Origin of the sequence: Bradyrhizobium sp. 521_C7_N1_3 (genome assembly GCF_052075975.1) — a bacterium.
GTDB lineage: Bacteria > Pseudomonadota > Alphaproteobacteria > Rhizobiales > Xanthobacteraceae > Bradyrhizobium > Bradyrhizobium japonicum.
On sequence record NZ_CP197232.1, the window covers coordinates 732,499 to 744,992 of the forward strand.

General features: G+C 65.2%; 10 protein-coding genes. 5 read left to right on the forward strand and 5 right to left on the reverse strand.

Translation table 11 applies throughout. The features are described 5' to 3' along the window. Positions 1–11: 11 nt before the first annotated feature. A complete protein-coding gene (locus tag AB7008_RS03390; RefSeq protein WP_304492461.1) occupies positions 12–821 on the reverse strand; it encodes a ComF family protein in 810 nt (269 codons plus the stop codon). 168 nt (positions 822–989) lie between these two features. Here AB7008_RS03390 and AB7008_RS03395 point away from each other — a divergent pair, with 168 nt between their 5' ends. Next, positions 990–1,826, forward strand: a complete 837-nt coding sequence (locus tag AB7008_RS03395) for a methyltransferase domain-containing protein (protein ID WP_304494311.1) — start codon at positions 990–992, stop codon at positions 1,824–1,826. Between the two features lie 132 nt (positions 1,827–1,958). Here AB7008_RS03395 and AB7008_RS03400 read toward each other — a convergent pair whose 3' ends face one another. From AB7008_RS03400 to AB7008_RS03410, 3 genes are all read right to left on the reverse strand, one after another. Further along, on the reverse strand, positions 1,959–2,369 hold the full coding sequence (locus AB7008_RS03400; RefSeq protein WP_038959663.1) for a (deoxy)nucleoside triphosphate pyrophosphohydrolase: 411 nt from the start codon (positions 2,367–2,369) through the stop codon (positions 1,959–1,961). 11 nt (positions 2,370–2,380) lie between these two features. Further along, positions 2,381–3,622, reverse strand: a complete 1,242-nt coding sequence (gene argJ / locus AB7008_RS03405) for a bifunctional glutamate N-acetyltransferase/amino-acid acetyltransferase ArgJ (RefSeq protein WP_028159576.1) — start codon at positions 3,620–3,622, stop codon at positions 2,381–2,383. 100 nt (positions 3,623–3,722) lie between these two features. Continuing rightward, the gene (locus tag AB7008_RS03410; protein ID WP_028159575.1) at positions 3,723–4,643 is read right to left on the reverse strand and encodes a peptidylprolyl isomerase; all 921 of its coding nucleotides are present in this window, start codon (positions 4,641–4,643) and stop codon (positions 3,723–3,725) included. A gap of 354 nt (positions 4,644–4,997) precedes the next feature. Between AB7008_RS03410 and secA the strand changes: the two genes are divergently transcribed. Beyond that, on the forward strand, positions 4,998–7,838 hold the full coding sequence (secA, locus tag AB7008_RS03415; protein ID WP_304492462.1) for a preprotein translocase subunit SecA: 2,841 nt from the start codon (positions 4,998–5,000) through the stop codon (positions 7,836–7,838). Between the two features lie 234 nt (positions 7,839–8,072). On the opposite strand, the gene AB7008_RS03420 is transcribed toward secA, so the two are convergent. Next, positions 8,073–8,507, reverse strand: a complete 435-nt coding sequence (locus AB7008_RS03420; RefSeq protein ID WP_014490415.1) for a MarR family winged helix-turn-helix transcriptional regulator — start codon at positions 8,505–8,507, stop codon at positions 8,073–8,075. 179 nt (positions 8,508–8,686) lie between these two features. Here AB7008_RS03420 and AB7008_RS03425 point away from each other — a divergent pair, with 179 nt between their 5' ends. The 3 genes from AB7008_RS03425 (at position 8,687) to AB7008_RS03435 (ending at position 12,494) form a co-directional block, all read left to right on the forward strand. Beyond that, positions 8,687–9,871 (forward strand): substrate-binding domain-containing protein, encoded by a 1,185-nt coding sequence (locus AB7008_RS03425; RefSeq protein ID WP_441258425.1) that lies wholly within the window; start codon positions 8,687–8,689, stop codon positions 9,869–9,871. A gap of 151 nt (positions 9,872–10,022) precedes the next feature. After that, entirely contained in the window at positions 10,023–11,537 is a 1,515-nt protein-coding gene (locus AB7008_RS03430; RefSeq protein ID WP_028159572.1) for an amidase, read from the forward strand. A 99-nt stretch (positions 11,538–11,636) separates the two neighbouring features. Continuing rightward, a complete protein-coding gene (locus AB7008_RS03435; protein ID WP_041960065.1) occupies positions 11,637–12,494 on the forward strand; it encodes a branched-chain amino acid ABC transporter permease in 858 nt (285 codons plus the stop codon).

Genomic DNA, 12,494 nt, shown 5'->3' on the forward strand with positions numbered 1-12,494 from the left:
AAGTCATTGAATTATATGGGACGGAGGCCGCTCTCGACAACCCGGGCGAACACCAGCACGTCCACCTGGGCCGCCTTGGCGCGCAGCAGGGCCCGCGCACAGGCGTCCAGCGTCGCCCCCGAGGTGAGGACATCGTCGATCAGGACGATGCGGCGGCCCTGGATTTCCGCCTGGCGGTCGGGGGATACCTGGAATGCGCCCTGCACATTGGTGGCGCGCTGGGTCCGCGACAGGCCGATCTGCTGCTCGGTCGCGCGCACCCGGCGCAGCACTTCGCCGCGCACCCTGACACCACTCTGCCGCGCGATGATGCGCGCCAGCGCCCCGGACTGGTTGTAGCGGCGGCGCCACGCCCGGCGCCAATGCAGGGGAACGGGCACCAGCATGTCGGCCTCGATCAGTAGCTCGCCGCCCGCCCGCGCCATCCAGCGGCCCATGGCAGGCGCCAGATCGGTACGGTCCTGGTATTTCAGCGCATGCACCAGCGTGCGCGCGACGTCGTCATAGCGCACCGCCGCGCGTGCCCGCTGGTAGGCGGGCGGGCTCGCGATCGCCTCCATCGACAGCATCTCGGGGCCGGGATCATAGACGAAGGGAATGCCGAGGCGCGGGCAATAGGGCCGTTCGATGAACGACAGCCGCGCCCAGCAGGCTGCGCAGACGCCCTCGCCATCGACCGGCTCGCGGCAGGACACGCACAGCGTCGGCAGTGCAATGTCGAGCGCGAGCCGTGCGGCGCGCGACAGCACGTGGCGACCGGCCGTCCATGCGGCACGCAACGGTGCGGCGATGGAGCGAGTGGGGGCGGTGTCGGCTTCCATGGGGAGAGGCTAGCGTTCTGCTTGCGAGGGCTCAAGCGACTCAGTCTCGTGCCCCGGACGCTGCGCAGCGCTCCCGGCCATGCGAAGCATCGTCCGGTGCGGCGCGGTGCAGCGCGTCCGGGACACGAGAGCGTTGCCAGAACCACGGCGATCAGCGTAACCAGCGGCATGGCCCAGATCCCGCAAACCCCGCCCGCTCTGTTCGATCGCGCATTGCTGCATGTACGGCAGCGGCGCGCACATGTGCAGGGCGAGGTGACATTCCTGCTCGATCGGGTTGCAGAGGACATGACCGACCGGCTGGCCGCCGTGATGCGGGAGTTTCACGCCGCGGCCGATCTCTGGACACCTGGTGAGGGGCTCACGGGGCCGCCATCACTTCAGCGGATCGCGCTCGACGAAGCGGGCGCGGAAAAACTGGCCTTCGCGCCCGAAAGCCTCGATCTCGTCGTCTCCGCGCTGGCGCTGCAATTCGTCAACGACCTGCCGGGGGTGCTTGCTCAGGTGCGGCGTGCGTTGAAGCCGGACGGATTGCTGCTCGCAGCGATGATCGGCGGCGACAGCCTGACCGAGTTGCGGCAGGCCTTTGCCGCGGCGGAGGCCGAATGCGAGGGCGGCGTGTCGCCGCGCGTGGCCCCGTTCGCGGATTTGCGCGACATCGGCGCGCTGTTGCAGCGGGCGGGCTTTGCGCTTCCGGTCACCGACGTCGACCGTGTCGTGGTGCGCTACGCCAATGCGTTTGCGCTGATGCAGGATCTCCGCCGCATGGGCGCGGCCAATGTGCTGATCGAGCGGCGGCGCACGCCGACGCCCCGCGCGACACTGCTGCGCATGGCCGAAATCTACGCCGAACGCTTTGCGGATGCCGACGGCCGCATCCGCGCGACATTCGACATCATCTGGCTCTCCGGCTGGGCCCCGCATGCGAGCCAGCAGCAGCCGCTGAAGCCGGGGTCGGCGAAAGCGAGCCTGGCGGAGGCGGTAAAGAGGGCGGGGAAGGAGTGATGTGTCCCGGCCGCGCTGAAGCGTCCTTACGCTGCTGCGCAGAGCCGGGACCCAGTTTGCGGCAAGCATGGGTCCCGGCTCTGCAGCGCACCGCTGAAGAAGCGCTGCGCTGCGTCCGGTGCGCGACTCAGCTCACATCAGCAAATCGATCAGATGCGGGATCAGCGGGATGTCCGCGGGCGGCATCGGGTAGTCGCGCAGCTTGTTGGCGCGGACCCAGGCCAGGGTCTGGCCTTCGCGCGGGGTGACCAACCCCTCCCAGCGCCGGCAGATGTAGAGCGGCATCAGCAGGTGAAACGTCTCGTAGCCGTAGCTCGCAAAGGTCAGCGGCGCCAGGCACGGTTCGGCGACGGTGATGCCGAGCTCTTCATGCAGCTCGCGGATCAGGCTCTGCTCCGGCCGTTCGCCCGGCTCGAGCTTGCCGCCGGGGAATTCCCAAAGGCCCGCAAGCGTCTTGCCCTCCGGGCGCTGTGCGATCAGGACGCGCTTGTCGGCGTCGACGAGCGCGCAGGCCACCACCAATGTCAGTTTGAGATCGGCCATCGGCGTTCGGTTTAAGACCTGTAATCCCCGTTGATTGCGACATACTCCTTCGTCAGGTCGCAGGTCAGCACGCGGTCGCGACCCTTGCCGAGGCCGAGCGAGACCTTGATGGCGATTTCCGGGGCCTTCATCGCTTCCGACACCTGCGCCTCGTCATAGGACGGATCGCGCGCGCCGCTCTTGGCGACGCGGATGCCGTTGAAGGAGATCGAGAGCTTGTCGCGATCGGCCGGCTCGCCGGCCTTGCCGACCGCCATCACCACGCGGCCCCAATTGGCGTCCTCGCCGGCGATTGCGGTCTTGACCAGCGGCGAGTTGGCAATCGACATCGCGATCTTGCGCGCCGACGCCTTGGTCTTGGCGCCCTCCACGGTGATCTCGACCAGTTTGCGCGCGCCCTCGCCGTCGCGGGCGACCTGCTCGGAGAGATTGGCGAGCACCTGGTTGAAGGCCTTCACGAAGGCCTTCAGGCGGGGGTCGCTGGCGCGGCTGATCTTCGGCGCGCCGTGCTGGGCGGCGGCGCCGGTGGCGAAGGCCAGCAGCGTGTCCGAGGTCGAGGTGTCGCCGTCGATCGTCACCGCGTTGAAGGTGTCCTCGACGCCGCTCTTGAGCAGCGCTTGCAGGGCGGCCGGCGCGATCGGCGCGTCGGTGAAGATGAAGGACAGCATCGTCGCCATGTCGGGGGCGATCATCCCGGCGCCCTTGGCCATGCCGTTGATGGTGACCTTGGCCTTGCCGAGCTTGACGGTCGCGGTCGCGACCTTGGGGAAGGTGTCGGTGGTCATGATCGCCTTGGCCGCGGCGAGATAGTCGCCGGGCTCGGCAGTCTCGGCCAGCCGGCCGAGCACGCCGTCGAACTTGGTCGCGTCCAGCGGCTCGCCGATCACGCCGGTCGAGGCCAGGAAGATCTCACCCTCGCTGCATCCGACCGCCTTGGCCGCGATCTTCGCGGTCAGCGCGGTGGAGCTGCGTCCGGTCTTGCCGGTGAAGGCATTGGCGTTGCCGGAATTCACCACCAGCGCGCGCGCCTTGCCGCCCTTCAGCTTGGCGCGGCACCATTCCACCGGCGCGGAGGGGCATTTCGACTTGGTGAAGACGCCCGCGACCGCGGTGCCCTTGTCCATCACCGCGAGCAGCACGTCGGTGCGGTTCTTGTAGCGGATGCCGGCTTCGGCCGTCGCAAGGCGGACGCCCGCGATCACGGGCATGTCGGGGACGGTTTTGGGGGCGAGCGGGGAGACGGAGGAGGACATCGGGGCGCCTTGGTGAGGTCTGGATATGCAGATGGCCGGGCATTTGCCCGGCCATTGCGACGTTAGATACTATTGGCGTCCGCGAAGTGACAGCGAATTCTTACTTCTTCGCGGGGGGCGCCATCTTGCTGTCGGCCGGCTTGGCAGGGTCGGCCGGCTTGGCATCCGGCTTGGCATCCGCCGCCGGCTGGTCCAGCCGCTCGACCTTGGCTTCAGTGCGGAGCTTGGCGACAAAGTCGGCCTGGGCCTTGCGGGTGACGTAGTTCTCGATCTGGGCCTTGACCTGCTCGAAGTCCGGCGCCTTGCGACTGCGCTTTTCCTCGACCTTGATGATGTGCCAGCCGAACTGCGACTTCACGGGATCGGAGATCTTGCCCGGCTCCAGCGTGAAGGCCACGGCCGAGAATTCCGGCACCATCTGCTCCTTGGTGAAGAAGCCGAGGTCGCCGCCATCGGCGGAGCCCGGATCCTTGGACTTCTTCTTGGCGAGCTCGGCGAAATCGGCGCCCTTGTCGAGCTCGGCCTTCACCGCCTTAGCCTCGTCCTCGGTCTCGACCAGGATGTGGCGGGCGCGCACCTCCTGCTCGCCGGTGATCTGCTTGGAGGCCTCCTCATAGACCTTCTTCATGGCGTCGGGGGTGGTGGCGGCCTTGCCCTCGTTGGCGAGCAGGCTGTCCATCAGCAGGCGGTTCCTGGCGAACGCCAGGCGCTTCTTGAACTCCTCGCTGTCGGCGACCTTCTTGTCCTCGGCAGCCTTGCTGACGATTTTCATGTCGATCAGGAAGGACAGCACGTTCTCGTCCTTGGTCGCCGGGTCCATCTGGGCGAGGCTCGGCCCGAGTTCCTCCTCGGCCATGGCGACGTCGCTCTTCTTGATTTCCGCGCCATTGACCTTCGCCAGCACCGGATCGTCGGCAGCCCGGCCGGGACCCGCGATCAGCGCCAGCGCAAGGCAGCCCACGAGGGCGGTGGCGAGGCCGAAGCGCAGGCCGGTTTTGGTTACCGGGAACGAGGTGGTCATGGAAAATCCTTTTGTTGAAGCAGGGGGCTGCTCGAAGCGGGCGGACACTCGCCTAATTCAGGGGGCCTTGGCAACGCGAAAAGTCTGTCAAAATGATGAATTAGCCGCAATGCGCCCGCCGTTGACAAGGCCCTGACCGGGCCATATCTCTGCCCGGTCGCGACCATGGCGATGGCGTTTATTTTGCTGCGTTTTTGGCCGTTGAACCCAGACTTGCCCAATTCCCACCCATATGGCGGATGACCCCCCGCAGTCCGGGCTCTGCCGCCATCAGGCGTCACGGTGAGTTGATAGGCAGGGGGGTGACAACTTCTTGGCTGCAACGCGGTTGAATCGCGAACACAGGAACTAGGCATGATCGGCGCGCTCGCCCGCAAGTTTTTCGGCTCCGCCAACGACCGGCGGGTGAAGGGATACCAATCCCGCGTCAACGCGATCAACGCGCTGGAGCCGGAGGTTTCGAAACTCTCCGATGAGGCGCTGAAGGCCCGCACCGCCGAGTTCAAGAAGCAGCTCGCCGAGGGCAAGACGCTCGACGATCTGCTGGTGCCGGCCTTCGCCACCGTGCGCGAAGCCGCCAAGCGCACGCTCGGCCAGCGGCATTTCGACGTGCAGCTGATCGGCGGCATCGTGCTGCACGAGGGCGACATCGCCGAGATGAAGACTGGCGAAGGCAAGACGCTGGTCGCAACGCTCGCGGTGTACCTCAACGCGCTCGCGGGCAAGGGCGTCCACGTCGTCACCGTCAACGACTACCTCGCCCGCCGCGACTCCGGCTGGATGGGCCAGATCTACGGCTTCCTCGGCATGACCACCGGCGTGATCGTGCACGGCTTGGACGATGCCGAGCGCAAGGCGGCCTATGCCTGCGACATCACCTACGGCACCAACAACGAATACGGCTTCGACTATCTGCGCGACAACATGAAGTACCGGCTCGAGGACATGGTCCAGCGGCCGCACTTCTACGCCATCGTCGACGAAGTCGACTCCATCCTGATCGACGAAGCGCGCACGCCGCTGATCATCTCCGGGCCGCTCGACGACCGTTCCGATTTCTACAACACCATCGACGGCTTCCTGCCCAGGCTCGACAAGACTGACTACGAAGTCGACGAGAAGCAGCGCACGGTGACGCTGACCGAAGGCGGCATGGAGAAGATCGAGACCTTGCTGCGCGACGCCGGCCAGCTCAAGGGCGAGTCGCTCTACGACGTCGAGAACGTTTCCGTCGTGCACCACATCAATCAGGCGCTGCGCGCCCACACGCTGTTCACGCGCGACAAGGACTACATCGTCCGCGACGGCGAGGTCGTCATCATCGACGAGTTCACCGGACGCATGATGGCCGGCCGGCGCTATTCGGAAGGCCTGCACCAGGCGCTTGAAGCCAAGGAGCATGTCCAGGTCCAGCCGGAAAACCAGACGCTGGCCTCGATCACCTTCCAGAACTATTTCCGGATGTACGAAAAGCTTGCCGGCATGACCGGCACGGCGCTGACCGAAGCCGACGAATTGTTCGACATCTACAAGCTCGAGGTCGTGGAAATCCCGACCAACCTCGCAGTCGCCCGTCTGGACGAGGACGACGAGGTCTATCGCACCCAGAACGAGAAATACGCCGCGATCCTGGCCGAGATCGAGCGCGCCAATGCGCGGCTGCAGCCGGTGCTGGTCGGCACCGCCTCGATCGAAAAATCGGAAGTGATTGCCGAATACCTGAAGAAGCACGGCTACCGGCAGATCGATTTCGGCAACGAGAACTCGATGCAGAAGCTGTACGCGGCGGCCCGCGCCGGCAAGCCGGCAAAGCTGTTCGCGGTGCTGAACGCACGCTTCCACGAGCAGGAAGCCTATATCGTCGCGGAAGCCGGCGTGCCCGGCGCGATCACGATCGCCACCAACATGGCCGGTCGCGGTACCGACATCAAGCTCGGCGGCTCGCTCGAGATGCGGATCCAGCAGGAGACTGCCGGCATCGAGGATGAGGCCGAGAAGGCGAAGAAGATCGAGCAGATCAAGGCCGACATCGAGCACTTCCGCGACATCGTGCTGAAGGCCGAGGAAGAGGTCGAGATCGAGCCGGCGAAGGGTAGCAAGCCTGCCAAGACCGTGAAGAAGCCCGGCGGCCTCTACATCATGGGATCCGAGCGTCACGAATCCCGCCGCATCGACAACCAGCTGCGCGGCCGTTCCGGCCGTCAGGGCGACCCCGGCCGCTCGAAGTTCTTCCTGTCGCTGGAAGACGATCTGATGCGCATCTTCGGTTCGGATCGCCTCGACAGCATGCTCCAGCGTCTCGGCCTCAAGGAAGGCGAGGCGATCATCCATCCCTGGATCAACAAGGCGCTCGAGAAGGCGCAGCAGAAGGTCGAGGCGCGCAACTTCGACATCCGCAAGAACCTGCTCAAGTTCGACAACGTCCAGAACGACCAGCGCAAGGTGATCTTCGATCAGCGCGTCGACCTGATGAAGGACGAGAGTGTCGCCGAGACGATCTCCGACATGCGCCACGCCTTCATCGACGATCTCGTCGCCAAGCACGTGCCCGAGCATGCCTATGCCGAGCAGTGGGACGTGGCCGGCCTGAAGGACGAGCTGAAGCGCGTGCTCGATCTCGACCTGCCGGTCGACGACTGGGCCAAGGAAGAGGGCATCGCCGACGAGGAGCTGCTCTCGCGCATCGAGACCAAAGCCGACGAGCACATGGCGGCCAAGGTCGCGCAGTGGGGTCCCGACGTGATGCGCTACGTCGAGAAGACCATTCTGCTCCAGACGCTCGACCATCTCTGGCGCGAGCATCTGATCATGCTCGACCATCTGCGCCAGGTCATCGGCCTGCGCGGCTACGGCCAGCGCGATCCGTTGCAGGAGTACAAGACCGAGGCCTTCAATCTCTTCCAGGAGATGAGCGCGCATCTGCGTGAGGCCGTCACGGCGCAGCTGATGCGCGTCGAGATCGTCCCGCCGGAGCAGGAAGCTCCTGTCCTGCCGGCGATGGAAGCGCACAAGTTCGACCCGAACACCGGCGAGGACGAAATGGCGCTCGCCAGCGTCTCGCTCGGAGCGCAGGCTACCGACGCAGCTCTTCGCGATCCGAAGAACCCCGCAAGCTGGGGCAAGGTCGGCCGCAACGAGGATTGCCCCTGCGGCTCAGGCAAGAAGTACAAGCACTGCCACGGGCGGTACGCCTAGCCGCCAGCTCCGCTGTCATGCGCGCGTGAGGCGCGATGTTCGTGCCTCACGCTCCACTGTCGTCGTCCGGCTCGACCCGGCGACCCAGTACGCCGCGGCCTCGCGGTTGAATCACTGACGTCTCTGGAATACTGGATCGCCGCTTTCGCGGGCGATGACGGCTGAGTGTGTGTGTGGCGATTTGCGCTACGCCCTCACGAGATGAAGTGTTGCGAGAGCGCGCCAAGTCGACCCTCAATTCGAGCTGTCGATCAAGCTCTCCAGCAGCCGCTTCAATTCGCTCGTTGATTTGTCGCCATAGCTCTCCAGGATGTGCTCCTCCTGGTCGACCGCGAGCGAGTTCAGCTTCTTGCACAGCACCTTGCCGCGATCGGAGATGAACATCAGAACCTTGCGGCGGTCGTTCGGGTCCTGCACGCGATAGACCAGCGTGTCGGAGACCATGCGGTCGATCATCTTGGTCAGCGTCGGATGATTGAGCAGCACCGCGTCCGCGAGTTCGCCCATCGAGTGGCCATCGCCGTCCGACAGCACCTTAAGGATGCGCCACTGCTCGACGGGAACGCCTTCCTTGCTCAGCCGCAGTTCCAGCTGCCGGTTGATCTCCCGGTTGGCTTGCGCGAGCAGGTAGGCGAGGTGTTCGGTGATCGGGGAGTTCGGTTTTGCCACGGCTAAGACTTCGTCTTGACCCAAATGAGTGAATGTCTTGCAATCAATGCTGCATCTATATGCACTTCAATTGTTGAATATTCAATATTTTCAAAATAGGATGTTTGCCTAACAAAAGGGCGGATGCCGCGGCCGCCTGCTCATTGTGCTTTCAGGTCTGGTGCCAGACAGGAGTTGGCGTGCACGCGACGGTAAACTTCCCGGCTCACGGCAGTCCGGCGATGCCGCCGTCCTTGCTGCTGAGGAATCTGTCGTCGTCGGGAGCCGATAGCTCGCTGTCGCCGGGCGATCATGCCTTCCTCAAGCGGCGTGGCGCGAACAAGCTGCGCATCGGCGGCTTCATCTGCTGCACGGGATCGCCGGGCGTGTGGGGGCCCTGCGCGACCAACAGCGCGCAACTCGCCGTTGCCGAGATCAACAAGCGCGGCGGCATCCTAGGCCGCGAGATCGAGCTGTCGATCTACGATGCCGGCGGGCCGCTCGACGAAGTGCTGGACCGCGCCGAGCAGGCGATCGCGTTCGACGAGGTCGATCTCATCGTCGGGCTGCACACCAGCGCGGTCCGCGTCGGCTTGCGCGACGTCACCACGCGTCACCGCATCCCCTACATCTATACGCCGGTCTACGAAGGCGGCGAGCGCACGCCCGGCGTGATGGCGATCGGCGAGACGCCGCGCTGGCAGAGCCGGCCGTCGATCCACTGGCTTGCCGACGTCAAGAAGGCGTCGCGCTGGTACCTGATCGGCAGCGATTACGTCTGGCCCTGGCAATCGCACCGCGCCGTGAAGAACTACATCAAGGAAACCGGAGGCCACGTCGTCGGCGAGGAGTTCGTCCCCCTCGGGGAGGACAATCACGAGCCGCACCTGGCGCGCATCCGCGCCGCGCGGCCCGATGTCGTGCTGATCTCGCTGATCGGCACCGACAGCGTCACCTTCAATCGTGCCTTCGGCGAATGCGGCCTCGGCGCCACGACGCTGCGGCTGGCGGGGGCCATGGACGAGACCGTGCTGCTCGGCATCGGCGCTGACAACAGCGAGAACATGTTCTGCGCATCCGGCTATTTCTCCGGTATCGGCTCGCGGGCCAATGATGACTTCCAGATCCGCTATCGCGCGATGTTCGGGCCGAATGCCCCGCCGATCGGCTCGCTTGGCCAGTCCAGCTATGAAGGCCTGCGTTTCCTCGAAGCCGTGGCGAAAAAGGCAGGTTCGCTGTCGATGGCGCCCATGCTCGCGGCGGGCCGCAACATCGTTTACGGCGGCACGCGCGGACCGGTCGTCGTTCGCAACGGCCACGCTCGCATGCAGATGTATCTCGCGGAGGCCGACGGCCTCGACTTCAAGCTGATCAAGCCGGTCTGAGCCTGCTGCGGCAATCCGGACAGCCGCATTTCAAAATAATACTTGAAAAGGAAAATATTTCCGCTTTGAATGTTTCAGCAGGGCCGCTGCGCGCGTCGCGCCAATCGCGGCCGCGCGCAGGGACCGTACCAAGAAACTTCAGGAGAGCGCCGTGACAGTTGTCCTTCCCACGCCTGCCCAACTTCTCGACGTCGCCAAGCAGTGCGGCCTTTCGCTGACCGATGCCGATGTCGCCTCGTTCCGCGGCCTGATGCAGGGCTCGATCGAAGCCTACAATCTCGTCGGCGCGATGCCGGACGAGCTGCCGGAGGTCAAATATCCCCGCACCCCGGGCTATCGGCCCTCGCCCGAGGAGAACCCGCGCAACGCCTGGTACCGCAAGTCGACCGTGAAGGGCGCGGCGAGCGGCAAGCTCAAGGGCAAGACCGTCGCGCTGAAGGACAACATCATGCTCGCCGGCGTGCCCATGATGAACGGCTCGGCGACGCTCGAAGGCTACGTCCCCGATTTCGACGCCACCATCGTCACGCGCATGCTCGATGCCGGCGCCGAGATCGCCGGCAAGGTGCATTGCGAATCCTTCTGCATGTCCGGCGGCAGCCACACCGGTGCGGTCGGCGCCGTGCACAATCCGCACAAGATGGGCTATTCGGCCGGCGGCTCGTCCTCCGGTTCCGGCGTCGTCGTCGCGCTCGGCGAGGTCGACATGGCGATCGGCGGCGACCAGGGCGGCTCGATCCGCATGCCGTCTTCGTTCTGCGGCACCTACGGCATGAAACCGACCTGGGGCCTCGTCCCCTACACCGGCATCATGCCGATCGAGATCTTCGTCGACCACACCGGTCCGATGACGGCGACCGTCGCCGACAATGCGCTGCTGCTCGAAGTGCTCGCCGGCGACGACGGCTACGATCCTCGCATCAAGGCACCGAAGGTCGAGGAGTACACCAAGGCGCTCGGCCAGGGTGTCAAGGGCATGAAGATCGGTATCCTCAAGGAAGGTTTTGAGCAGCCGACCGCGGAAGCTGCCGTCAACGAGAGTGTCCGCGAGGCGGCCAAGCGCTTCAAGGATCTCGGCGCCACGGTCGAAACCGTCTCGATCCCCATGCACATGGTCGGTCCCGCGATCTGGACGCCGATCGGCACCGAGGGCATGACCCAGACCATGATGTATGGCGATGGCTATGGCCTGAGCCGTTCCGACCTCTACTCGACCTCGCTGATGGACTTCCATCGCGGCTGGCGCCGGCAGGCGGATTCGCTGTCGGAGACGACAAAACTGTTCCTGCTGCTCGGGACCTACATCAACAACAGCTTCGGTCCCCGCTATTACGGCAAGGCCCTCAACATCTCGCGTCGTCTGACCGCGGCCTATGACAAGGCGTTCGGCGAATACGACCTGCTGCTGCTGCCGACGACGCCAATGAAGGCGACGAAGCTGCCGGAGCCCACCGCCAGCCGCGAAGACTACGTTGCCCGCGCGCTGGAGATGATCGCCAACACCGCGCCGTTCGACATCACCCATCATCCCGCGATGTCGCTGCCCTGCGGCATGGTCGACGGCCTGCCGGTCGGCCTGATGCTGGTCGGCCGCATGTTCGAGGAATCCACGATCTACCGTGCCGCCCATGCCTTCGAGCAGATCGGCGACTGGAAGAAGATGTGAGAGGGGCATTAATGCAGACGGACGGAAGGTCGGAGCGTTTTCGAGCGAAGTGGATACCGGTTCGCGTCGAGAAAACGCGTCAACGCAAGAATCTAGAGCATGGCTAACGCGTTCGTCGCGACGTTCGAGATCCTGAGCTTCGGCGCGATCATCGTTCTGATCGTGCTGGGGCTCGGAATCATCGCCAGCATGATGGGCATCTTCAACTTCGCCCAGGGAGAGTTCGTCCTGCTCGGGGCCTACATCACCTATCTCGCCTACGCCAAGGGCCTGCCGATCTGGGCCGGCATGGTCGCGGCGCCCTTCGTGGTCGGTGCGCTCGGCTTCGTGCTGGAGGCGCTGATCATCCGCCGCTTCTACGCCGCGCCGATCGTGGCGATGCTCGGCACCTATGCGCTCGGCCTGATCATCCGCGAAGCCGTGCGCGGCCTGATCGGCGGCTTCTATCTCACCGTGCCCGAGCCGATCGGCGGCTCGATCGATATCGGCGCCATGCACATCTCGGCCTGGCGCTTCACCATCATCGTCATCACGCTCCTGGTGATGGCGGGCTGCTACCTCCTGCTGTCGCGCACGAGTTTTGGCCTGCGCATGCGCGCCACCCTGGAAAATCCCTCGCTGGCGCGGGCCTCGGGCATTTCCACGCCCCTGATGTACGGCGCCACGTTTGCGTTCGGCTCCGCGCTCGCCGGCCTTGCCGGTGCGCTGATCGTGCCGGTGTTCAGCCTGTACGCCGATCTCGGCCTGCGCTTCCTGATCCAGGGTTTTGTCGCGGTGATGGTCGGCGGCGTCGGCTCCTTCATCGGACCGGTGGCGGGCGCCGGCGTCATCGGCACCCTCAGCGCCGCGCTGCCATGGGTGATGGCGCCCGTCGTCGCCGACGTCCTCGTCTTCGTGCTCGCCATTGTCTTCATCAAATTTCGGCCGCAGGGCCTCATCGCTGGAAAAGGGGTTTAG

What these genes read in the sequence shown, in the direction of transcription:
- argJ (WP_028159576.1), bottom strand. Translation starts at nt 3,622, where the DNA reads ATGTCCTCCTCCGTCTCCCCGCTCGCCCCCAAAACCGTCCCCGACATG.
- AB7008_RS03390 (WP_304492461.1), bottom strand. Translation starts at nt 821, where the DNA reads ATGGAAGCCGACACCGCCCCCACTCGCTCCATCGCCGCACCGTTGCGT.
- AB7008_RS03395 (WP_304494311.1), top strand. Translation starts at nt 990, where the DNA reads ATGGCCCAGATCCCGCAAACCCCGCCCGCTCTGTTCGATCGCGCATTG.
- AB7008_RS03400 (WP_038959663.1), bottom strand. Translation starts at nt 2,369, where the DNA reads ATGGCCGATCTCAAACTGACATTGGTGGTGGCCTGCGCGCTCGTCGAC.
- AB7008_RS03435 (WP_041960065.1), top strand. Translation starts at nt 11,637, where the DNA reads ATGGCTAACGCGTTCGTCGCGACGTTCGAGATCCTGAGCTTCGGCGCG.
- AB7008_RS03410 (WP_028159575.1), bottom strand. Translation starts at nt 4,643, where the DNA reads ATGACCACCTCGTTCCCGGTAACCAAAACCGGCCTGCGCTTCGGCCTC.
- secA (WP_304492462.1), top strand. Translation starts at nt 4,998, where the DNA reads ATGATCGGCGCGCTCGCCCGCAAGTTTTTCGGCTCCGCCAACGACCGG.